The sequence below is a fragment of the Larkinella harenae genome, from assembly GCF_054780515.1.
The window spans coordinates 226,229-247,406 of sequence record NZ_BAAGWE010000006.1 but is presented as its reverse complement, the minus strand read 5'-3'; the positions used below and the strand labels follow the sequence as shown (position 1 = coordinate 247,406).

At 49.4% G+C, this 21,178-nt stretch carries 25 protein-coding genes; 7 read left to right on the top strand and 18 right to left on the bottom strand.

Annotated features, from left to right (window positions below; all coding sequences use genetic code 11):
• Positions 1 to 69 precede the first annotated feature (69 nt).
• Entirely contained in the window at positions 70 to 738 is a 669-nt protein-coding gene (locus ACYVH9_RS24715) for a class I SAM-dependent methyltransferase (protein ID WP_460639099.1), read from the top strand.
• 48 nt (positions 739 to 786) lie between these two features.
• Here the strand turns inward: ACYVH9_RS24715 and dnaK are convergent, their stop codons facing one another.
• Positions 787 to 2,718, bottom strand: coding sequence for a molecular chaperone DnaK (dnaK, locus tag ACYVH9_RS24710; protein WP_460639098.1), 1,932 nt, complete (start codon positions 2,716 to 2,718; stop codon positions 787 to 789).
• 271 nt (positions 2,719 to 2,989) lie between these two features.
• Positions 2,990 to 3,568: a hypothetical protein gene (locus ACYVH9_RS24705; protein WP_460639097.1), complete on the bottom strand. Its 579-nt coding sequence runs from the start codon at positions 3,566 to 3,568 to the stop codon at positions 2,990 to 2,992.
• A 122-nt stretch (positions 3,569 to 3,690) separates the two neighbouring features.
• Here ACYVH9_RS24705 and ACYVH9_RS24700 point away from each other — a divergent pair, with 122 nt between their 5' ends.
• Positions 3,691 to 4,107 (top strand): nuclease A inhibitor family protein, encoded by a 417-nt coding sequence (locus tag ACYVH9_RS24700; protein WP_460639096.1) that lies wholly within the window; start codon positions 3,691 to 3,693, stop codon positions 4,105 to 4,107.
• Between the two features lie 38 nt (positions 4,108 to 4,145).
• Here the strand turns inward: ACYVH9_RS24700 and rplT are convergent, their stop codons facing one another.
• From rplT to ACYVH9_RS24660, 8 genes are all read right to left on the bottom strand, one after another.
• Positions 4,146 to 4,490, bottom strand: coding sequence for a 50S ribosomal protein L20 (gene rplT, locus ACYVH9_RS24695; RefSeq protein WP_460639095.1), 345 nt, complete (start codon positions 4,488 to 4,490; stop codon positions 4,146 to 4,148).
• A 191-nt stretch (positions 4,491 to 4,681) separates the two neighbouring features.
• Entirely contained in the window at positions 4,682 to 4,879 is a 198-nt protein-coding gene (gene rpmI / locus ACYVH9_RS24690; RefSeq protein ID WP_460639094.1) for a 50S ribosomal protein L35, read from the bottom strand.
• 132 nt (positions 4,880 to 5,011) lie between these two features.
• Positions 5,012 to 5,572, bottom strand: coding sequence for a translation initiation factor IF-3 (gene infC, locus ACYVH9_RS24685; RefSeq protein ID WP_460639093.1), 561 nt, complete (start codon positions 5,570 to 5,572; stop codon positions 5,012 to 5,014).
• A 172-nt stretch (positions 5,573 to 5,744) separates the two neighbouring features.
• The gene (gene thrS, locus ACYVH9_RS24680; protein ID WP_460639092.1) at positions 5,745 to 7,697 is read right to left on the bottom strand and encodes a threonine--tRNA ligase; all 1,953 of its coding nucleotides are present in this window, start codon (positions 7,695 to 7,697) and stop codon (positions 5,745 to 5,747) included.
• A 76-nt stretch (positions 7,698 to 7,773) separates the two neighbouring features.
• The gene (locus tag ACYVH9_RS24675; protein WP_460639091.1) at positions 7,774 to 8,946 is read right to left on the bottom strand and encodes a tetratricopeptide repeat protein; all 1,173 of its coding nucleotides are present in this window, start codon (positions 8,944 to 8,946) and stop codon (positions 7,774 to 7,776) included.
• A gap of 78 nt (positions 8,947 to 9,024) precedes the next feature.
• Positions 9,025 to 9,921: a class I SAM-dependent methyltransferase gene (locus tag ACYVH9_RS24670; RefSeq protein WP_460639090.1), complete on the bottom strand. Its 897-nt coding sequence runs from the start codon at positions 9,919 to 9,921 to the stop codon at positions 9,025 to 9,027.
• Positions 9,911 to 10,324: an EVE domain-containing protein gene (locus ACYVH9_RS24665; RefSeq protein WP_460639089.1), complete on the bottom strand. Its 414-nt coding sequence runs from the start codon at positions 10,322 to 10,324 to the stop codon at positions 9,911 to 9,913. Before ACYVH9_RS24665 ends, ACYVH9_RS24670 begins: the two co-directional genes overlap by 11 nt.
• Positions 10,325 to 10,372: 48 nt before the next feature.
• Complete coding sequence (locus ACYVH9_RS24660) at positions 10,373 to 10,927, bottom strand: DinB family protein (RefSeq protein WP_460639088.1); 555 nt, start codon at positions 10,925 to 10,927, stop codon at positions 10,373 to 10,375.
• 404 nt (positions 10,928 to 11,331) lie between these two features.
• Here ACYVH9_RS24660 and ACYVH9_RS24655 point away from each other — a divergent pair, with 404 nt between their 5' ends.
• A complete protein-coding gene (locus ACYVH9_RS24655) occupies positions 11,332 to 11,889 on the top strand; it encodes an RNA polymerase sigma factor (protein WP_460639087.1) in 558 nt (185 codons plus the stop codon).
• Between the two features lie 121 nt (positions 11,890 to 12,010).
• On the opposite strand, the gene ACYVH9_RS24650 is transcribed toward ACYVH9_RS24655, so the two are convergent.
• Positions 12,011 to 12,508 carry a DUF421 domain-containing protein gene (locus ACYVH9_RS24650; RefSeq protein WP_460639086.1) on the bottom strand — a complete coding sequence of 166 codons (498 nt, stop codon included), beginning with the start codon at positions 12,506 to 12,508 and terminating at the stop codon, positions 12,011 to 12,013.
• 244 nt (positions 12,509 to 12,752) lie between these two features.
• On the opposite strand from ACYVH9_RS24650, the gene ACYVH9_RS24645 reads away from it, so the two are divergent.
• Positions 12,753 to 13,694, top strand: coding sequence for a transglutaminase domain-containing protein (locus ACYVH9_RS24645; protein WP_460639085.1), 942 nt, complete (start codon positions 12,753 to 12,755; stop codon positions 13,692 to 13,694).
• Between the two features lie 16 nt (positions 13,695 to 13,710).
• On the opposite strand, the gene ACYVH9_RS24640 is transcribed toward ACYVH9_RS24645, so the two are convergent.
• The 4 genes from ACYVH9_RS24640 to ACYVH9_RS24625 form a co-directional block, all read right to left on the bottom strand.
• Positions 13,711 to 14,556, bottom strand: coding sequence for a lysostaphin resistance A-like protein (locus ACYVH9_RS24640; RefSeq protein ID WP_460639084.1), 846 nt, complete (start codon positions 14,554 to 14,556; stop codon positions 13,711 to 13,713).
• A gap of 83 nt (positions 14,557 to 14,639) precedes the next feature.
• Positions 14,640 to 15,947 (bottom strand): hydantoinase/oxoprolinase family protein, encoded by a 1,308-nt coding sequence (locus ACYVH9_RS24635; RefSeq protein ID WP_460639083.1) that lies wholly within the window; start codon positions 15,945 to 15,947, stop codon positions 14,640 to 14,642.
• A 28-nt stretch (positions 15,948 to 15,975) separates the two neighbouring features.
• Positions 15,976 to 16,488 carry a hypothetical protein gene (locus ACYVH9_RS24630; RefSeq protein WP_460639082.1) on the bottom strand — a complete coding sequence of 171 codons (513 nt, stop codon included), beginning with the start codon at positions 16,486 to 16,488 and terminating at the stop codon, positions 15,976 to 15,978.
• 87 nt (positions 16,489 to 16,575) lie between these two features.
• Positions 16,576 to 17,478 carry a histone deacetylase family protein gene (locus ACYVH9_RS24625; protein ID WP_460639081.1) on the bottom strand — a complete coding sequence of 301 codons (903 nt, stop codon included), beginning with the start codon at positions 17,476 to 17,478 and terminating at the stop codon, positions 16,576 to 16,578.
• A 43-nt stretch (positions 17,479 to 17,521) separates the two neighbouring features.
• Between ACYVH9_RS24625 and ACYVH9_RS24620 the strand changes: the two genes are divergently transcribed.
• Positions 17,522 to 18,271 carry an SDR family oxidoreductase gene (locus tag ACYVH9_RS24620; RefSeq protein ID WP_460639080.1) on the top strand — a complete coding sequence of 250 codons (750 nt, stop codon included), beginning with the start codon at positions 17,522 to 17,524 and terminating at the stop codon, positions 18,269 to 18,271.
• A gap of 670 nt (positions 18,272 to 18,941) precedes the next feature.
• Here the strand turns inward: ACYVH9_RS24620 and ACYVH9_RS24615 are convergent.
• The 3 genes from ACYVH9_RS24615 to ACYVH9_RS24605 all read right to left on the bottom strand — a co-directional run bounded on the left by ACYVH9_RS24615 (position 18,942) and on the right by ACYVH9_RS24605 (position 20,690).
• Positions 18,942 to 19,148: a hypothetical protein gene (locus tag ACYVH9_RS24615; protein WP_460639079.1), complete on the bottom strand. Its 207-nt coding sequence runs from the start codon at positions 19,146 to 19,148 to the stop codon at positions 18,942 to 18,944.
• Between the two features lie 528 nt (positions 19,149 to 19,676).
• Positions 19,677 to 20,066: a DoxX family protein gene (locus tag ACYVH9_RS24610; protein ID WP_460639078.1), complete on the bottom strand. Its 390-nt coding sequence runs from the start codon at positions 20,064 to 20,066 to the stop codon at positions 19,677 to 19,679.
• A 156-nt stretch (positions 20,067 to 20,222) separates the two neighbouring features.
• A complete protein-coding gene (locus ACYVH9_RS24605) occupies positions 20,223 to 20,690 on the bottom strand; it encodes a hypothetical protein (RefSeq protein WP_460639077.1) in 468 nt (155 codons plus the stop codon).
• A 188-nt stretch (positions 20,691 to 20,878) separates the two neighbouring features.
• Here ACYVH9_RS24605 and ACYVH9_RS24600 point away from each other — a divergent pair, with 188 nt between their 5' ends.
• Complete coding sequence (locus ACYVH9_RS24600) at positions 20,879 to 21,010, top strand: hypothetical protein (RefSeq protein ID WP_460639076.1); 132 nt, start codon at positions 20,879 to 20,881, stop codon at positions 21,008 to 21,010.
• A complete protein-coding gene (locus ACYVH9_RS24595; RefSeq protein WP_460639075.1) occupies positions 21,007 to 21,108 on the top strand; it encodes a hypothetical protein in 102 nt (33 codons plus the stop codon). The genes ACYVH9_RS24600 and ACYVH9_RS24595 overlap by 4 nt, the downstream gene beginning before the upstream one ends.
• The last annotated feature ends 70 nt before the right edge of the window (positions 21,109 to 21,178 follow it).

Sequence of the window (21,178 nt, the reverse complement as noted above, 5' to 3'; positions counted from 1 at the left end):
CTCTATAAAGTCATTAACATTCGTTAAAATTGACTTTTCAAATCATTGACCCGTTCGTCTCCGTATACGATGCCGAAAAGAAACCAGCCGATCGATAGCGGTTTTGATGTGGTTGCCCCGTTCTACGATGCGCTCTCCCGGATGGTTTTTGGGAATGCATTGCGAGTGGCTCAGGCACACTGGCTTACGCGCATCCCTCCGCGTGCGGATATTCTGATTTTTGGCGGAGGCTCCGGCTGGCTGTTGGCGCGGGTGCTGGCTATTTGTAATCCCCGAACGGTTATTTATATCGACGCTTCGCCCGCCATGATGGCATTGGCTCGCCAAAAAGTCCGAAACTCCCCCCGCGTTGATTTCCGAATCGGAACCGAAACCGCCGTACGCATCGACGATCAGGTGGATGTGGTTATCACCCCGTTTATTCTGGACCTGTTTACAAACCACCGATTGCAAACGGCGATTCTGCCGCCGTTGTACCAGTCGTTACGCCCACAGGGCTTGTGGGTAAGCACGGATTTTCTGAAGCCTACCGTCTGGTGGCAGCGCTTTCTGCTTTGGGTCCAGTATCGTTTTTTCCGATCGGTCAGTCAGATTGAGGCCACGCAACTCCCCCCCTGGGTTGATCTATTAACCAGTTTACCGGGTCTAAAACCGGACCCGATGGCGGCCTTTTTCGGGGGCATGATCGGGAGTGGGTGCTGGCAGAAACAGGTCGCTATCCCAGAGGGTTTACCATAAAAAAAGCCAGCCTGCTCTGCAGGCTGGCTTCCAATTGAACACTTATATTTATTTTACTTCTTCAAACGGTACGTCAGAAACGTTGTCCTGTTGGCCTGTCGACTGACCGCCCTGGCCGTTGGCCGGACCACCTTGCGCAAAACCGTCTGCCGGGTTCGGGCCTTGCTCACCACCCGTTGCATTATACAGTTCCTGCGAGGCAGCAGCCCAGGCCGCGTTCAGTTTTTCCACGCCAGCGTCGATTGCCGCTACATCACGGCTACCGTGGGCCGCGCGCAATTCGCTCAGTGCGCCTTCAATAGCGGTTTTGTTGCCTTCTGACAATTTTTCGCCGTATTCTTTCAGCTGCTTTTCGGTTTGGAACATCAACGAATCAGCCTGATTCACTTTTTCGATGGTTTCCCGTTCTGCTTTATCGGCAGCCTCGTTAGCTTTGGCTTCTTCGCGCATCCGGTTGATTTCGGCGTCACTCAGACCGCTTGATGCTTCAATCCGGATTTTTTGCTCTTTGCCCGTGCCTTTGTCGCGAGCCGTTACGTGCAAAATACCGTTCGCATCGACATCAAAAGTTACTTCGATTTGCGGTACACCACGCGGAGCCGGTGGAATACCGTCGAGGTGGAAACGACCGAGTGAACGGTTTTGGGCCGCCATCGGGCGCTCGCCCTGCAAAATGTGAATTTCTACGCTCGGCTGGTTGTCAGATGCCGTCGAGAACGTTTCTGATTTCTTGGTCGGAATCGTCGTGTTGGCATCGATGAGCCGGGTCAATACGCCACCCATTGTTTCGATACCCAGTGACAGCGGGATAACGTCGAGCAGCAGTACGTCCTTCACTTCACCCGTCAAAACACCGCCCTGAATGGCTGCACCGATGGCAACCGCTTCGTCGGGGTTTACGCTTTTCGACGGTTTTTTACCAAACAGTTTTTCAACTTCTTCCTGCACTTTCGGAATGCGGGTTGAACCACCGACGAGAATTACTTCGTCGATCTGGCTGGCCGATAATCCGGAGTTTTTCAACGCCCGGCGGCACGGTTCCAGACTCCGCTGAATCAGCGAGTCGGCCAATTGCTCAAATTTGGCGCGAGTCAGTGACCGAACCAGGTGCTTCGGAATCCCGTTTACCGGCATGATATACGGCAGGTTGATTTCCGTCGAGCTGGAGCTGGAAAGTTCCACTTTGGCTTTTTCAGCAGCTTCCTTCAGCCGTTGCAACGCCATCGGGTCCTGACGAAGGTCAATGTTTTCGTCGTTTTTAAATTCCTGCGCCAACCAGTCGATAATCACCTGATCGAAGTCGTCACCACCCAGGTGGGTATCACCATCCGTTGATTTCACTTCGAAAACGCCATCGCCCAGTTCCAGAATTGAAATATCGAACGTACCGCCACCTAAGTCGAATACGGCGATTTTCATGTCTTGATGTTTCTTGTCCAGACCGTACGCCAAGGCAGCCGCCGTTGGTTCGTTGATGATCCGTTTTACATCCAGCCCCGCAATCTGGCCCGCTTCTTTGGTAGCCTGACGCTCGGCGTCGTTAAAATAAGCCGGAACCGTAATGACGGCTTCCGTGATGGTTTGTCCCAAATAATCTTCGGCCGTCTGCTTCATTTTTTGCAGAATCAGGGCCGAAATTTCCTGGGGAGTATATTGCCGATCACCAATCCGGACGCGGGGGGTGTCATTGGGTCCCCGTTCCACCGAATAAGCAACTGATTTAATTTCATTCTGGACTTCATTGAACCGTTTCCCCATAAACCGTTTGATCGATGAGATCGTGTTCTGGGGGTTTGTGATGGCCTGACGTTTGGCCGGATCACCGACCTTCCGCTCACCGTTTCCGTTGTCCATGAAAGCCACAACCGAAGGAGTCGTCCGACGGCCTTCGCTGTTGGCGATCACCACCGGCTCGTTACCTTCCATAACGGCCACACACGAGTTGGTTGTTCCTAAGTCTATTCCTATAATCTTTCCCATGATACTTTGACGAATGTCTTGCTTTTTAGTCGTTTGACAAACTACAGTTGTCTAGTAAACAAGATCGGTGCCAGCCCTAAAAATTGCCCTAAAATGTGACAGATTGACAGTTCAAGCTGACTGAATGGCCTTTTGATCAGCATTAACGCATCCTTTTCTGACACGATGTAAAATCCCGGGCCGTCACCCATGCCAGTGAGCCCGCAACATTCAATTCAATTGCTGCTTCTGTATAAAAAAAGGCGGGTTTCGGCCCGCCTTTTCAAGGGTATTAATTTCCAAACAGCCCACCGAGCATCCCGCCTAAACCGCCACTCCCGGACTGATTTGGTTTATCGTTTTTATCTCCTCCCATAAAACCACCCGCCACCCGCATCAGATCGCCCATGTCCAGTTTACCGTCGGCCATTACCGAGCCGGCGACGCTCATCCAGTCGACGCCTTTCTTTCCGGTCACCGATGAGAGAATTTCGTTGCCATCCACGCTTGAATCGTTGGTGTCACGTGCTTTAGTCATTAGTTTGCTCAGCACCATCGGCACCACAACTGATGCAATAGAACCGGCAATTTGCGGTGATATTCCGATCCGCTCCATCAGGGTTTGCTGAACGGTTTGCTGAACCCCCTGCGTTACAGGGTTTGTATTTACGTTGGCCGCGCTTCCCTGCCCCATCACCATTCCAATGAGATTGGCCAGATTACCGCCCTGGGCCTGTTTCTGTAAACCGCCCATAAAACCGCTTGAGATAGCTTGCAGTGCTTCTTCGTTTTGATGATTCGGAATGGCCGGGTTGTTCATAACCGCATCGCCAGCCTGCTGGCGAATCAGGCCCATAAGGGTTTCCATCATAATTGAAAAGTAGTTTGATCAGGAAAAAAATAAATGTTAATGACAAAGTGTTTCTTTGTCATTAACACCCTATTGGTAAATCAGTTTTTCATTAAGACGTAATTCTTTACGGATTGTAACAGATGGTAACCGAAGAATCTACCCCCGAACGTTCGCTTTCCGAGTTGGTAAACGACCTGCTGTATCCCAGCGAGTCCGACGAACCCGTTGAGTATGTGGAGTACCCCATCGATTTTGAGCCCCCGCTGACAACGGAGCATGTCCGGGATCTGCTGTTGATCACCCCCGAAATTTATATTGAAGAACTTTCCGAAGCCGATTTTTGGTATCCGGCAATTACAGACCAGGACTGGTATGTCGAGGAGGAAAAGGAACGGACCCGCCGGTTTACCGAACTACAAAAGCGAATCGAGCAATTGCTGAATAATCGTCAGGTATTCCGGGTTGGCGATGTTGAAATGGATTTGTGTCTGCTGGGCCGGAAAGAGGATGGCCATTGGGCGGGATTGAAAACACGGGTCATTGACACCGCTGGCTAAAAAAGCAGGCAGCCCAATTGGGCTGCCTGCGGTACTATTTATTTCACAGTTTCAACAACGGCTTTGAAAGCCTCAGGGTGATTCATGGCCAGGTCGGCCAGAACCTTTCTGTTTAACTCAATACCGGCTGCGTTGATTTTGCCCATCAACACGGAGTAGGAGATGCCATTGACCCGTGCTTCAGCATTGATCCGCTGAATCCAGAGCGCCCGGAAATCCCGTTTTTTCTGACGACGGTCGCGGAATGAATAAACGAGACCTTTTTCAATCGCGTTTTTCGCTACCGTCCAAACATTTTTACGACGACCAAAGTATCCTTTGGCCAGTTTCATTACTTTTTTGCGACGCGCCCGAGAGGCAACGTGGTTCACTGAACGTGGCATAGTTTTTTAAATGACTGTTTTTGACGACAGGCGACAAGTTCAGTTAAGAGTGAAGAGTTAAAAGGTGTGGGTTAATCTTAGAAAATAACTCTTCCTTTTAATTCATACCGCATAACTCATTTTGTTCTTGAAGGAGCCTGCAATCGGGTTGAACATGAAACCGTGCGGAAGATCCGCAGAAAGCCGGGCAATTACGCCAGGCCGAGCATTACTTTAATCCGGCGCTCATCGCCCTGAAATACCAACGCATCCTGAACGAGGTTCCGCTTGCGCTTGGTTGATTTCTTGGTCAGAATGTGGCTGTGGAAAGCATGCTTCCGTTTGATTTTGCCGGTACCCGTCAGCTTGAAACGCTTCTTGGCTCCCGAGTTGGTTTTTACTTTTGGCATTGTTGTAAACAGAATAATTGCTGATTGTGAAACAGGCCGCAAAGATAGTAAAAAAAGTTTAAGGTTTAACGTTTGAGGTTAACCGACGGGCAAACCCTTCGATCTCAAACGTTAAACCTTAAATGGTAACCATTATTTTTTCACCTGCACAACTTTGGGTGCCAGGAACATACTCATCCGTTTTCCTTCCAGTTTGGGTTCGGCTTCGACTTTACCGATATCCTCCAATCCTTTGGCAAAACGCTGGAGCAGTTCGACACCACGTTCTTTGAAGACAATCGAGCGGCCCACGAACTGTACGTACGCTTTGACCTTCGAGCCTTCTTTCAGAAAGTTGATGGCGTGCTTAAGCTTAAATTCAAAATCATGATCGTCGGTGTTCGGACCGAACCGGATCTCTTTGATTACGACTTTCTGAGCCTTCGCCTTGATTTCCTTTTGTTTCTTCTTCTGTTCATACTTGAACTTCGAATAGTCGACAATGCGGCAAACGGGGGGAACGGCATTGGGAGAAATCTCGACGAGATCCAAATTCTGTGCCTGGGCTAATGCCAGTGCCTGCTGAATGTCGTAAATGCCCTGCTCAACATTTTCACCAACTACCCGAACCTGGCGGGCTTGAATACGGCCGTTGATCCGATAAGGTTCTTCGACCACACGCGGGGGGCGCATGGGTCTGCGCTGTAATGCCATAGATTATATTTAGGGTTGAAAATAGTCCGCTCACGCGGTTGTTTACGTGCCTATAACGTTTTAGGTGTTATAAAGTTTCCGGTAAAATAAGTATTTTGAGCGTTCGGAACAAAATAATTTAAGGGTTAGGGCCTAAGTTTGTTTTTTGCCCTAACCCCTGAAATTCCAAACGTTATGCAACGGGTTGCGTTGCAGGCTTGATTTGGCGCTGGAAAAAGTCCATAAATTCAGCAATCGACATGGACCCAACATCGCCTTCTCCTTTGCGACGTACCGAAACCCGGCCCTCTGCCTGTTCTTTTTCGCCCAGAATCAGCATGAACGGCACTTTACTGAGCTCAGAATCCCGAATCTTACGGCCAATTTTTTCATCGCGGTGGTCAACGTAACCCCGAATATCGTGTTCCTGCAAAGTCAGGAATACTTCGTTGGCGTATTCTTCGTATTTCTCCGAAATGGGCAATACCGCAATCTGATCGGGTGAAAGCCAGAGCGGGAAATTACCGGCCGTGTTTTCAATCAGTATGGCAATAAACCGTTCCATGGATCCGAAAGGCGCCCGGTGAATCATGACCGGACGGTATTTCTGGTTGTCAGAACCGGTATATTCCAATTCAAACCGTTCGGGCAGGTTATAATCTACCTGAACCGTTCCCAGCTGCCACTTCCGGCCCAGGGCATCCTTCACCATGAAATCAAGTTTCGGACCATAGAAAGCCGCTTCACCCAGTTCCGTCACGGTACGCAGCCCCTTCTCGGCGGCTGCTTCCACAATGGCGGCTTCGGCTTTTTCCCAGACTTCATCCGACCCGATGTATTTCTGCTTGTTTTCCGGATCACGCAGCGAAATCTGGGCCATGTAATCATTGAAGCCCAGCGACCGGAATACGTAAAGAACCAGATCGATCACTTTGATAAATTCTTCTTTCACTTGATCCGGACGGCAAAAAATGTGCGCGTCATCCTGCGTAAAACCGCGTACGCGGGTTAGCCCGTGCAACTCACCACTTTGCTCGTAGCGGTACACCGTTCCGAACTCGGCCAGGCGCAGCGGCAGATCACGGTACGAACGGGGCTTGGTTTTGTAAATCTCGCAGTGATGCGGGCAGTTCATGGGTTTGAGCAGAAACTCCTCCCCGGCTTCCGGCGTCAGAATCGGTTTGAATGAATCTTCTCCGTATTTTTCCCAGTGCCCCGAGGTGACATAAAGTTGCTTGGCTCCAATGTGCGGAGTCACCACCGGTGAATACCCCGCCCGGACCTGCGCTTTCCGCAGGAAGTTTTCCAGCCGTTCGCGCAGCATAGTTCCTTTCGGCAACCACAGCGGCAGTCCGGCTCCTACCTTCTCCGAGAAAGCAAACAATTCCAGTTCTTTTCCTAGCTTGCGGTGGTCACGTTTCTTGGCCTCTTCCAGGACGTGCAGGTATTCATCGAGTTCTTTCTGCTTCGGGAATGTCACGGCATAGACGCGGGTCAGCATTTTGTTTTTTTCGTCACCCCGCCAGTACGCCCCGGCCACATTCATAATTTTGGCGGCTTTGATAAAACCGGTATTGGGAATGTGCGGTCCCCGGCAAAGATCGGTAAAGTTGCCCTGGGAGTAAAACGTAATGGTGCCGTCCTCGAGCCCTTCAAGCAGATCGAGTTTATAGGGGTCCCCTTTTTTCTCAAAATACGCCACCGCTTCGGCTTTGCTGATTGGCTGGCGAACAAACTCCTGTTTCTGCCGTGCCAGCTCGAGCATTTTGTCTTCTACTTTCTTGAAATCTTCCTGCGAGAAATGTTGCCCGTTCAGGTCGACATCGTAGTAAAATCCTTTCTCGATTGGGGGGCCGATACCGAACTTAATACCCGGATAGAGCTCTTCCAGGGCCTCGGCCAGCAAGTGCGCCGACGAGTGCCAGAATGCCGCTTTTCCATCGGTATCGTTCCAAGTCAACAGCGTAACCGTGGCATCCGTTGTAATGGGGCGCGTGGCATCCTGTACGGTACCGTTCACTTTAGCCGCCAACACATTGCGAGCCAGCCCTTCGCTGATGCTCGTGGCAATTTCCAGACTGGTTACTCCATTGGGATACTCCCGGACACTGCCGTCAGGCAGTGTAATGCGAATTTGGTCACTCATTTTCTTATGATTTAGTCAATTGGGTATTCAAGTGGCAAGTTTCCATAAAAGAATACGGAAAGCAAAAAGTTACGATTCAATTTCTGGTCGAATCGCGGGGAAATCGTGATCGGGGTTGAATCAGCATGATGCGCACCCGGGTCGTGTCAAGCACCGGACCGGGGCGGGTGGGCACGTTCGCATTTTCGTCGTACGATAACTCGGTGTCATCCCCATAGGTTTTTCGTTTTTGAACCCGCCAGTAGCCATAATACGCCTGTTGATCGGCCGGGCTCTCCTGCATGGCTAACGCATACAACTGGGTTGCTTGTTCCCACTGGCGGCTTTGTTCGTAACACATTGCCTTGTAAAAATTAATTCGGGGAAATTTCGGATCCTGCTTCAGAATCTGGTCAAAGTGCCAGAGCGCCCGTTCCATATTCCGGAGCTTCATCATCACCAACCCAGACTGCAAGTGCGCGCGCGTCATGGTGGGTTCCAGCCGTAACGCTTTCTGGTAAAAAAAGTAGGCACTGTCTGGTCGGGCCGTTTGCTGGTAAATATGTCCCAGCGCGTACACCAGACCTGGATCGTTCGGAAAGTAGGTTGTTCCGCGTTTGTTGTAAGCAATGGCGGTGGCATGATCGCCCCGAACGGAATAAATGATGGATAGCTGCACGTACGGTTGCAGAAAACGGGGTTTCAGATTCAGCGCGCGGTTATAGTACGCTATGGCCCGGGTGGTGTCCCCCGCTTTCGCAGCCACTAATCCGTTGAAATAAAAGGCTTCCCCTTCATATGGTGCCATTTGCAACGCCTTCACCAGGTAAAACCGGGCACGGTCCAGCTGTTTTTGCTGTTGGAGCAAATCACCGATGACGATGTACAACTCCGGCGTATTTACCCCCAGCCCTTCGGCCCGCAACGCACTTTCCAGCCCATCTTCATATTGCCGGTGCGCCCGCAGGATCTGCGCCTTGATCAGGTGGTAACGGCCCTCGTTATCTTCCCGCTCCAACGCTTCGTTAATGTCCGAAAGAGCCTCCTCGGCTCTTCCCATGTCCCGGTAAATAGCCGCCCGTTTGGCGTACGCCGAAGCCGGGGCACTCTGGTTGATGGCGCGCGTCAGCGCTTCCAGTGCGGCCTGATTGCGAACATCCGCCGAATTTTCCGGAACAACGGGAATGCGGGTCTGCCGATAGCTGTCATCGGTACAGCCCACTACGAAAAACACACCAATCAGACACCAAAGGCTCCAGAATCTGCCCATCCTATTTTTCACCAAAACCGTCAACAACAGCTCTTATGCCAGTAACCGGAAGCTGCTTCTGCGGACAAATATACGGTTTTAAACAGAAGCAAATCGATAAAAAACACCCAGGGGCAAGCGTTTGGCAAAGCTGTCGGTGAGGTATAACTCCCCCCATTCTGCGTTGGGCCGGGTGCCAAAATAAGCGCGCATGAGGTTATCCAGAATCAAAGCTGAAAAGCCCAGCGAGTAGAGGTTTATGATCAGAAAATAGTTTTCCTGGTCAAGCAGTTCCGAACAGGCACTCAGCAACTCCGCCAGGTGTTCTTCCAGCAGCCACTTCTCCCCTTCCGGCCCACGACCGTACGCCGGTGGATCCAGAATCAGGCCGTGGTACGTATTGCCCCGCCGAACTTCCCGACGAACAAACTTCAGCGCATCTTCCACCACCCAACGGATATTATCCAGACCACTGGCTTCCATATTTTCGCGGGACCAGGTGATCACCTGCCGCACCGCATCAACGTGGGTAACCTCAGCCCCGGCCTGCCGGGCCGCCAGCGAAGCCGCTCCCGTATAAGCAAACAGATTCAGAACGCGGGGCTTCTCAACCGGCAACGCCCTGACACGCTGATAAATATACGACCAGTTGACGGCCTGCTCGGGAAAAATGCCGACGTGTTTGAAGGATGAGAGCGAAAGTTTGAACGTTAGATTCAGGTCTTGCTGCCGGTACGGAATGAACCACTTTTCCTCCATTTTGGACCGTACTGCCCATTCCCCCTTTTCCTGCGAGCCTTTGTCGCGCTTGAATACGGCATTGGAAAGCCGCTGCCATTCGGCATCGGGCAGCGACTTCGGCCAGATCGCCTGCGGTTCCGGGCGACTGAGGACAAATGACCCGAACCGCTCGAGTTTTTCAAAACCGCCGGTGTCGATCAGTTCGTACGAGGACCAAGTGTCCGGGGTAAGCAATTCCAGACGATTATTCTGCATGCGCCAGGGCTAAAATATGCTCAAAATCATCGATATGAATCGGTACAACCGACAACCGGGAGAGCCTGAATAAAGGTAGGTTTTGCAACAGGGGGTCGGCTTTCATTTGGTGCAGGGTGACCGGTTTGGGAAAAACCGACACGGGTTCCAGTTCAACAACCACCCAGCGCGGATCTTCAGGAATCGTCGGATCAGGATAACACTCGCAGGAAACCTTCGCCAGCCCAACGATTTCTTTACCGGTTACGCTGTGGTAAAACAGCACCTGATCACCCAGGCGCATCGCTGCCAGGTTGTTCCGGGCCTGATAATTTCGAACTCCATCCCAAACAGCTTTTCCCTGCTTACTAAAATCATCCCACGAATAAGCGTCCGGTTCTGTTTTAACGAGCCAGTAATTCAACGTTTTGAGCGATTAGATATGGAAAAATAACGGAGGGAATTGGCCGGATCAATAATCGTCAAAATCATCGCCGTAACCAGAACCGTATTCATCCCGGGAATGTCCTTCGTCCAACCCCTTGAACTTGAGTCCTTTTTTAATCAATGAAATCTGGCCCGAGTGATAGGTGTCGTGATTGATAATTCCGTGCAGTAAATCATAATACGTATAGTCTCTACCGGGCACGATATCTTCCAGGAACTCATCGTCATCACGTTTATCCAGTTCGTTTACCAATTCCTCCTGGCTGAGGCTCAACTCCATCTGCAGGGCTTCCCATTCAAAATCATCAATCACCTGAAAAGACCCAAAGTTTTTCTCAGGCGTTTTGATGTCAAAATCTTTGTCTCCCTGCATCTTTTTGACACAAAAGATGCGCCAGCTAGTTATGTGAAAGACCAATTCGGCAATGGAGTGGGTATTGGGCGTCAACCGGTGCCCCGCCATTTCGGGAGACACGCCACTCAACACTTCGACCAATGATGGGCCATGCCAGGCTTCTTCTCCCTCGTATGTTGTATTGAGCAAATCAATAATTCGTATCAATTCGTCATTCTGTACCATTTCTAAGCTATTTGTAGTTCCAGCAAGGGAATGTAAGTTCTTTGTCTTTTCTGACAAAGGTAAGAGGGTTTGGCAATTTTTCATTGTAGGCGGCCTCATTCAGCTTCTGAATTCGGATATGAATTATTAAAGAAGATTTCATTACCTATTTTTTCGGCAAACCCGATATTGTACAATGCACTCTCTGGATTACGGAAAAATACTTAGTTGTATTCATAATTTTTCTCCACTAAAAACTGGGGTTTTATTGAAATAATCGAATAAATGAAATCCATTATTTTTTATTTGTATGAACAATCAATATATTTGACCTACGAGTAATCACTCAACTAGTAGTGCTCAAAGGGTCAGCCTCCTCTTTGTGTTCAGTACATAGTTAACTTAGTCAATCTTAGCTATCATTTATGAACACCAATCGTCACACCGACGAGGAGTTGGTACGGTATTACCTGACCACCCGTCAAAGCGAGTATTTTGGCCAATTGTACAAACGGTATTCAAACAAAGTTTACCGACGATGTTTAACCATTACCAAAGATCCCATCGATGCCGAAGATTGCATGCAGGACATTTTTATGCGCGTCTTATCCGGTTTACACAACTTCAAAGAGCAATCCACTTTTTCAACTTGGTTGTACACCGTATCAACCAATTATTGTATGGATCGGATGAAGCTGGGCCGTCGGCGAAACAACTGGGTTGAACTGGATAATGAGATTACCAAAACCCTGGCCGATACCAATGAATACGCCGGTGTAGAAGAACGCTACCAGCTGGTTGACATGATCCTGGAAAAAATTGCACCCAGTGAGTCCATGTACCTTCGGATGAAGTACGAAGAAAATATGAACATCCGGGATATGGCCATTTTGTTGCAGGTGAAAGACAGTGCCGTTAAAATGCGTTTAAAACGCGTCCGAGACAAGATAAAGGATATTCTCGTGGTCTATCAACTCTATTGATTATCGAAAAACACTATACTGTAACCAACGACAAATCGGATCTGCCACAGCAGAACACACAGAGCTTCTTTTTGGAGCACGTGTGCCTGGCTTTTTGATCGGTAACCCCGACGAAAAGTAATCAGGATTTCTTTTCAATCACACTAATGTTACCACTTCCTTCCAGATAACACACTTTTACACGCTCATAATGTTCGACGCCCTTTTCGCGCAGAATGCTTACTAGCTCCTCTTCGGTAATCATTTCGCGTTTCATGTTCTGGCGCATCAATATTCCATTTTTAACCAGCAAAACGGGTTCGGGTTCGGCCACTTTCTTCAAGAGAACGGATCGAAACCCCATCCAATCAATCATGTAGTCCCAGAAAACAAGTGTTCCAACCAGAAACAAACCCTCCGTAACGGATTCGTAGGGACCGGCCATCGCGTTTTGGGCCGCGTCCGAAATCATGGTAATCAACAGCAGGTCACTCAGGTTCAACTGCCCAGTGCCCCGTCTGAAAAACCGTAGATAGAGAAAAATAAACCAGTACGTTAACGTACCCCGGACTATCATTTCCAGAATGGATGTACTGGGTACGAAGATGTCGTGCCAGTTAATAGCGATTATTTTTTCCATATGCTATTTTCGTTTGCATCATCAATTAAAGCCATTGTAAAGCCCCGGGAAATATAGCAGGTATTTGAATCGGTTTTCAGGGTTGGCTGACGGCTTATTACTTCATCCCGCCGTCTTATACCAGTTAAAAACGTTTATAGACGCAGAAAAAGAAAACGACAACAATAAACGGTCATCCATTTCAGTTTTATCCACGAAGTGTTGAATGAATATGTGCTGTCGTCTTCTGCCCATCGTACTTATTATGGTTTTCTGCGTCGGACTCAAGCCCGCGACGGATTTATCCTCAACGGATAATTACGGCCGGATTGACTACTACGCCCGCAATGCGCCCGACTCATACGCCCGGAGCATCACCAGCCTGTCGGACTACCTGACAGCTCCGGCCCGAACGGACATGGATCGGGTCCGGGTGATTTACGCCTGGATGGTGTCACACATTCGTTACGATCTGGCGGCTGTTCAGAACCGCAGCTCCCAGAAATACTATTCCGAGCTGGAATACGCAAATCGAGTGCTGCGACAACGCAAAGGCCTTTGTACCGGTTATTCGCTCTTGTTCAAATACTTACTAAAAAGAGCCGGGGTTCATGCAGTAACCATTCGGGGGTATGCCCGGACGGAAGACAAGGAAGCCGGACATCCGGTTCGGCTGGTTGATCACGAGTGGAATGCCGTCAAAATTGATGATGAATGGTATTTACTGGATTTAGCCTGGGCCGTAACAACCGCTTCAAAGGATGAGGGAAGCAATGATTTTTATTTTCTGACTCCTCCAGAACTATTTGTAGCCCAGCATTTCCCGACCGATTCGCGCTGGCAGCTGCTCAATCAGCCACTCCCCAAAAGCGAGTTCGACCGGTTTCCCAAACTTTATGATCCGTATTTTCAGCTAGGATTCAGCCCGGATTTTCCCCGCGATGGACAAATCCGCACACAGGGAAAAGGTCTTGTAATGCTTCAAAACGAAAATACCGTGGAATACCTCTGCACCGTCAGTAAATTCGGGCAGTCCAAAGGGGTTGAGGTGCCCGTAACGGTTTCTCGTTACGGGAGTCAGCAGCATCTCCAATTTAACGTACCGGTTCGGGGCTGGTCAACGCTGCATGTTTACGCCCGTTCACGCACCAACACGCAGGTGCGAAAATACGATTGCATTGCTTCCTTTTCCATTTACAATTCCTAGCTTCTTCGGCAAAAGGTTAGGCAGGCTCAGGAAACCGTTTGCTGGTATTGATTTTTTGGTTCCGGCGGTAAAAGAGCGTAAGCAACAAAACCGAAATCAGGAGCAAAACCGTCCGCCAAAAACCGTTCGTAACCAAAGCCGGGACGTTGAGATAGGTCATCAACACCGCCAGGCCGTTGTTTATAAAATGGGCCAAAACTGCTACCCATAAGTTACCGGACCAGCAGTACAGATACCCCATTAACGCACCTAACAATAACCGGGGAACAAAACCGTAAAACTGGAAATGGACCGCACTGAACAATGCCGCTGCCAGCCAGATTCCAGCATGGCTATTTCCGGTCCAGGCAATGAGTTTTGTTTGCAACACACCCCGAAAATAAACCTCTTCGCCCAGCGAAGCAATAACCCCGATCACGAGCAAAGCCAGTAAAAGCTGGTGCGTTGCTGTAAATGAAGTTAATTGGTGCGTTAACAAACCGTTGGCGTACTCCTTTTGGCGCATCCATTCTTCAACCGGTCGCAAAAGCCCGGGCAGTTCGATCCGCTCATTCCAGACAAGGAGCTGATCGTTCACAGGAATCCATGTAACCATTGCCAGCAGTCCCGCCCACAAAAACGCCACATTGCGCAAGGGCCTGACGTGAAAATCACGCCAGCGGGCATGTGCTACTCCATACCAACACAGCAGAGCCGGAATCAGGTAGCTACAAAGATGACTCACTCCCTGCACCGCGATGAGCAGATACCATCCATAGGGATGCCGAGACACCTGCTGGATAAAATTCACCGTATCGGCAGCATCAGTAACCAGGCCAGCCGAGCGAATTATAACCGTAGTCAATACAGCTCCCAGGGACATACCCAGGAGCGTAATTCCGATCAATAGAAGCGGAAAATTAGGCCTATACGAAGGCGAAGAAACGCTCATTACCGTACCAAATGCTATTGCCTGAGATAAATCCGCAGGTTTCGGTATTGATCCATGCGGGCGTAGCTCTTCTCCTGCACCACGACTGTCGTTTCCGGCCCCTCAATGATCGCCGGCCCGGAAAGAGTATCTTCAGAACGGATTCCCGCCCGGTCGTAGATTGGACAACCACAGGGCGTCAGGTCTTTCTCGTAGTACACCGATCGATAGCCTTTCAACGCGTGAAAATCGCCCGACCGATGTGTCGGGTTGTAATAACCCGCCCGGTGCATGGCCAACGGTATTTGCCATTCGTGATCATTTTCGGCCATCACGAGCAAATAACCTAAGGCAGAAGAAACGCCAGCCCCCACCGGCACCACCACCTGTGGAATTTTCAGTTGCCGCGCAATTTCGCAGGCATGCACCGGCCCGGCTCCGCCAAATGCCAACAGGCTGTACGACTCGAGCTTCACCGAATGTGTGCCGGTCAGCTCCCGAATCTGGGCCGAAATGGTGGCTTCCACTTCGTTGGCTACCCGCATGGCGGCTGCTTCCACAGAAATTCCCAGGGGGTCTGCCAGGTATTTTTGAATGGCTTTTCGGGCCAGGTCAACCTTCAACGGAATGGCGCCGTACAAAAAATAATCCTTGTTCAGATACCCTAAAACCAGATCCGCATCCGTCAGCGTGGGCAACGCTCCGCCCCGGTCAAAACACGCCGGTCCGGGCCCCGGCGTAGCGTGTTCAGCCAACAAGGCCAGTTCACCGTTATCGCCAATTCCCACGTAATTATTACCGCCGATCATCAGATTTCTGCCTTGCTCTTCCAGTGCCTGGTCGAGTGTATCCATTGTCATGCCCGACAACTCGGTCTGCAACGACACAAAAGCCGACGCCCCGCCGATTCGCAGGACAATCAGGTTTTTCTGACCGATTTGTTCGCCAAAATACCGGCCAGTCATCAGCCCACCGATCCGCGGTGACATGATGGATTCTGGCTCTTCAGCCGCCTGAGACACCGACAACAGCCGTCCATGATTGGTCACCAATCGAAGCGGTGTGGTCCAGCCGCTGGCCAGTAATTTTTCTTCCAGATCGCGGGCGCAATTGACCGCCAGTTCAGGACGCAGCTGAACGCTTATTCCTACCACGAGCCCTTCCACCGCCGATGGCTCAATTCTGCATTCGGCCAGAAAATACCCCACTTCCTCCACCAGACTTCGGGTAGAATCATGAATGGTTGTCGGAATCTTTTTAATAGATAAGCGTCCGGTATCATCCAACAGCACAAAATCAGTAAAAGTCTCTCCTAAATCGATGCTAAAACGGTAATGACTCATGATAATCCGCTAAAGAATGAGCAATAAGTTACTTGGCCACAATCCGCATTTCTGTGATTCGCCACCGACCATCCGGGTCTTTGCGGAGCTGGCTCGCTATTGTTGCGTCTTTAAACTGCGAAACCGTTGTTCCAGGACCCATTTCCGGCGAAAACGCATACTCTTCCACCGACTGGGCGGTATTTTCGGTGATTTCTAATTTCCGAACCCGGTAATTGCGGTAGTTGACTTTTCCACGTGATGCCAGAAACTGCTCCGGTGTTTTTGCACTGCCGTCCGTATCGGTAATCTGAGCACCTTCCGCAAACCATCCCAGAAGACCCGTACTGGCCCCCGCCCCGGAATTCAAAACCGCCATCCGGTTTTTGAGCATCACCAGAATGGTATCTTTCTCCGGATAGAGCTTAGTGGTTGTGGTGCGGGTTTCGGTCCGGCGCAAACGTCGTTGAGTTTCTTCCGTGTTCGTCGATGGGGTTTGCTGAGCCAAAACCGGCACCGACGTCATCAACACGAGTCCAAGCATTACATACGGTATTTTCATCGTTTTGTCAGGAATCTGCTGCCTCGTTACCAAAGGCTGGATGATGCTTTTGAGCCCTATATAGGGGGTGCTGAGTAATTATTCAAATTAAAAGTAAAGTTTTTCAGCCAGCCGAAAGGTGTTGCAGTGGGCTTCAACAATGTCGGCAATCCGGGGCGAATACCCTCCCCCCATCGACACCACGATGGGCAACTGGTGGCTAAGCGCCTGATTGAAAACAAATTCGTCGCGTTGCTTACATCCTTCCCGGGACACATTCAGTTTGCCCAACCGGTCGGAATCCAGGATATCAACCCCCGAAATATAAAACAGAAAATCAGGCTTTTGTTCCTGGATTAGCTGCGGTAAAATTGCGAAGAGTTTAGCCAGATAGGCTTCGTCGGTCATTCCGGTAGGCAATTCCACATCCAGATCCGATTCTTCCTTGCGGAGTGGATAATTATCTTTTCCGTGCATGCTGAACGTAAATACGCTTGGTTCATGCCGAAAAATAACCGCCGTACCGTTGCCCTGATGAACGTCCAGATCGATGACGAGAATCTTTTGGGCGTAGTGGTGGTCGAGTAGATAGCGGGCCGCGACGGCTACATCGTTCAACAGGCAAAAGCCTTCTCCCCGATCCGGAAAGGCGTGGTGCGTCCCACCAGCCACATTCAGCGCAATGCCGTCTTTCAACGCAATCAGACTACAGTCAATCGTTCCCTGCGTAATCATCCATTCACGCTGAACCAACCCCGCCGATAGCGGAAAACCGATCCGCCGTTCCATCACGGCCGGTATCTGAATGGTTTTCAACTGCCGGACGTACTCCGGCGTATGCACATTCAACACCCAGCGATCATCCACAGAATCAGGGGAAAAGAAATTTTCCGGTCGGCACGTCCCTTCGTACAGCAGCTGGTCATGAATCAACTCATATTTCAGCATAGGAAACCGGTGCCCTTCAGGAAGCGGGTGTCGGTAGATAGGATTATAAGCAATTTTCAACATCCATCGGTAAGTTAGCGAATAACAAACTGTTAGTTATTCGCATATGCAAACTGTAATTGTGACTGGAGGAGCGCAGGGAATCGGGCGCGTAACAACTCAATATTTGTTGACCCACGGCTATCGGGTAGCAATTTGGGAGAGCGATGCCGAAGCGCTGGAGGAGTTTACCGAGACGATGAAGTCGTCCAATTCCAAAGCATTGGTCATCAACTGTGATATTACCTCCGAAACCGCCGTAAAAAATGCTGTTCGGACAACCCTTGATCGTTTTGGCCAGATAAATCATCTCATTAATAATGCCGCCATCATGGTTGATAAACCCCTCGACCGCTTTTCGCTCGAGGACTGGAACAAAGTGATCGGAACCAACCTGACCGGCACCTTTCTCTGTGCCAAATATACCGCCCCGCACCTGGCCGAACAACAGGGAAGCATTGTGAACCTTTGCTCTACCCGGGCTTTCCAATCAGAACCCGACACGTTTGCGTACTCTGCATCCAAGGGAGGAATTTTTGCACTAACCCATTCGTTGGCCGTCAGCCTGGGTCCGGCCGTTCGGGTCAACTGCATCAGCCCGGGCTGGATCGATGTGGCCGCCCTGAAAAAGAAAGGAAAAGCCCGTAACGAGCCGCTGCGCCCGGAAGATCACGCTCAACACCCGGCAGGCCGGGTTGGCCAAGCCGACGACATTGCCCGGATGATCCTTTTCCTCATCAATGACTCCAACTCGTTTATCACCGGACAAAACTTCACCGTTGACGGCGGCATCTCCCGCAAGATGATTTACGTATAAGCCCTTAACATGCTTATTTACAAAACATTAGCAGAAGCCACAAAAATAAAAACCAGCGATCCATTTTTATTGTAAAAATACTCATGTATTTTTACGCAGAAGTCAAACCAAAAACAGTTGCCTTATCCGATTTTTGCTAGATGGTACTGAAAGGAGAATCTAATTTACCTAATCAGACGGTGATTGAAACCCGTTGGTTGTCACTGGTGAATGATATCCATCAGCTCCATAATGAGTTAATCACACTCATCGAAACATGTGAACAAAATCCCTCGATAAGCCCCAAAGCCGTATTTAAACTCACGTGTCTGCAACAACACGTGCTGGATACACTCTCAAAGCTACTCGCGGAATCCATGGTCGAAGGGGAAGTCATTGCCCTTAGCAAGCTTTCGGAGCGCCTACAGCAAAAACATAATCACAGTCAGGTATTAATCCAACTTAAACGACAAGTTGATCTGGAGTTGGGAAACCTGCGTCTAGGATAGCTTAACCGCTTTTTATTATAAATTTCTCTGTTCTATTTTCTACTATTCTCTGTCCTGTTTGTAATTAGACCCTGGTTTTCCGGGGTTTTCTTTTGTCCATTATCACCAACATCTTGTTTACCAACCGAATGGCTGGTCCGCAAGCTATGAAATCTGTAGCTTACGGACCTTTCAATTTTGCCTTAAGCTGGTAGCACTTCAATCTTTTCCGGATCATATTGGCCCGGCATCTGCCTCTCCAGCCATTCATCAAATTGCATGCGGGCCCCCTCGGCATTGTAAGAAAAATAATAGCGCTGTGTCAAGGGCAAACCATCGGGATCAAAAGCCGTACAAAGGTATTTAGCCTTGTTCGAGGTACGCCGGATTCTTTGGACAGAGTTTTCCATGTTCTAAGGATGTGATTTGATTGGTAAAGCAGGTACCAACGACGACGTTACCATCGTTGAAGACAGAGATGTTCAGTATAATTTTCATGAGTATTTTTTCCGAGTAAAAACATTCAGAAAAACAGGACCCTCCCCATATCTATACGCTCATCACAGGAAAGGGCATCAACAATTGAGAAGTGGATTCAAACATCCTGGGCACAGCTTCAGGAAATACAGGTCGAAGGGTAACGGTCTGTTTCATACGTCAAGCAATAGGACAACTAAACCCTATGCAAAAATCGCACCAGTCAATAAATGCTTAAGCATGATTTATCCCTCCAACAAGCACGGTTTTGTAAACAATTTGTAAACAATAAGATTTAGAGCAATTCCATAAAAAGGCGTCAATTGCCTTTCCTTTATGGATTGCCGCAATCAATCGTTCTACCCCAGTCATGAGCGGTTGCAATGCATCCTGTAGCAAATCGTCCGCCAATGCCCTGAGCTTCCCGCCTATCCGATAAAATAAAGTAACCCAGCGTATATTTACTTGTCATCGGTGCTTTTCAAGGCCCAATAAACCAGAACGGGTTGAAAAAATAAACGAAGAAAGCGCTTGCGATCGGTATCCAGGCCAAATGCACTTCGTTTATTTACATACTGTGAAATATTACCGGGAAAAACCGCCGTGAAAAAAGCAGCCGCGATTCTTCCTACGTCCTGCTGGTGCTTCTCGTCAGTTAGTACCAGGCTGCTTCCGAGCAAAATTTCGGCAATACCGGAATAAATCACCGTATCATCTTTCGTTAAAGGAACCCAATCAGGAACCTGGGCCTGGAAATCTCTCCGAGCGAAGGTCAAATGGCTGATTCCCGCAAATACGAGGTTGGCACCCAATGCAATACGGGCAGCTTTCTTGATCATTTTCTCATTCATAACGGTTGTGTTCTGCTGATTTCTAATAAAAGAAATTTCAGCTCATTTTGTTATCGTTTTAAGCAACTTGCGAGCACAACAACTTAAAAATGAACCAGAACACTCTACTCGCTAGCTGTCAAAAACCGTTGGCTCCCGCGCAGACCATTGGTAGTTTCATTTTTCCGAATTGGGAAGAAGTACAACTCTCAGCATTTTGACCGCAGGCCGTTGCCGATCATGGACATAGTCCAGCGTTGCCTGGCAGTTTTTTCCCTCGTTAAGAAGCCGAAAATCATCCAGCTGTTTGTAACCAGCCATCACCATTCGCTTTCGCAACGTATCGGCCACCCAGGATTGCTGCATCATGGGTATGCTCACAATTTGGGTACACACCTCATTGGCGATCAGCGGAAATGTCAAAAAATGCGTGGTATACAATTCCACTCGTCTGGGATTACCTTCCGCCTGGCTGTAAGTGAGCGTGGTCACATCGCCCATGGGCGAAAGTTCTTCCTGAAAACCGATTCGATTCTTGGTAAGTATCGTTCGTATTTCACTAATTGATTTTCCCAAAAACTGATCCTGTGCCTGGCAATTGCCAAAGGTCGCTAACAACCCTGCCAACAAAAGCAATCTTCTCATCCCTTCTCTCTTGAATCTTTTTAGCTGTGTATTGTATTCCCCGGCGTTCACCCTTGACAAAAAGCCTTTATTTCAGAACCGGCAGCGGATGCCGCTTTCAAACCAAAACCGGTAAAGCAAGGTCCGGGCAACCGATCATATTAACCAATCGTAATGCCGGTACAATTTTACGGTTTATCCGTGGAATTATGGCGGCAATGGTAGAATACATCTATCAGGACGATGTCATCGACAGTCAGGATTCAATGTATCACGAAAAAACCGTCTTAAGTATCATTTTTCGCCCCGCCCGGGCTGGCTCAATGATCCGAACGGCATGATCTTTTACGAGAGCGAATACCACCTTTTATACCCGCATAATCCGTTCGAACGCGAATGGGAGAATGGGCATGCCGTGCGTAACGATATGATTCACTGAGAAGCTGCGCGGCCCTTTGCTTGGCCAACGTGTACTCGACTACGACTTAGATTCCAACCTGGTCAATGCC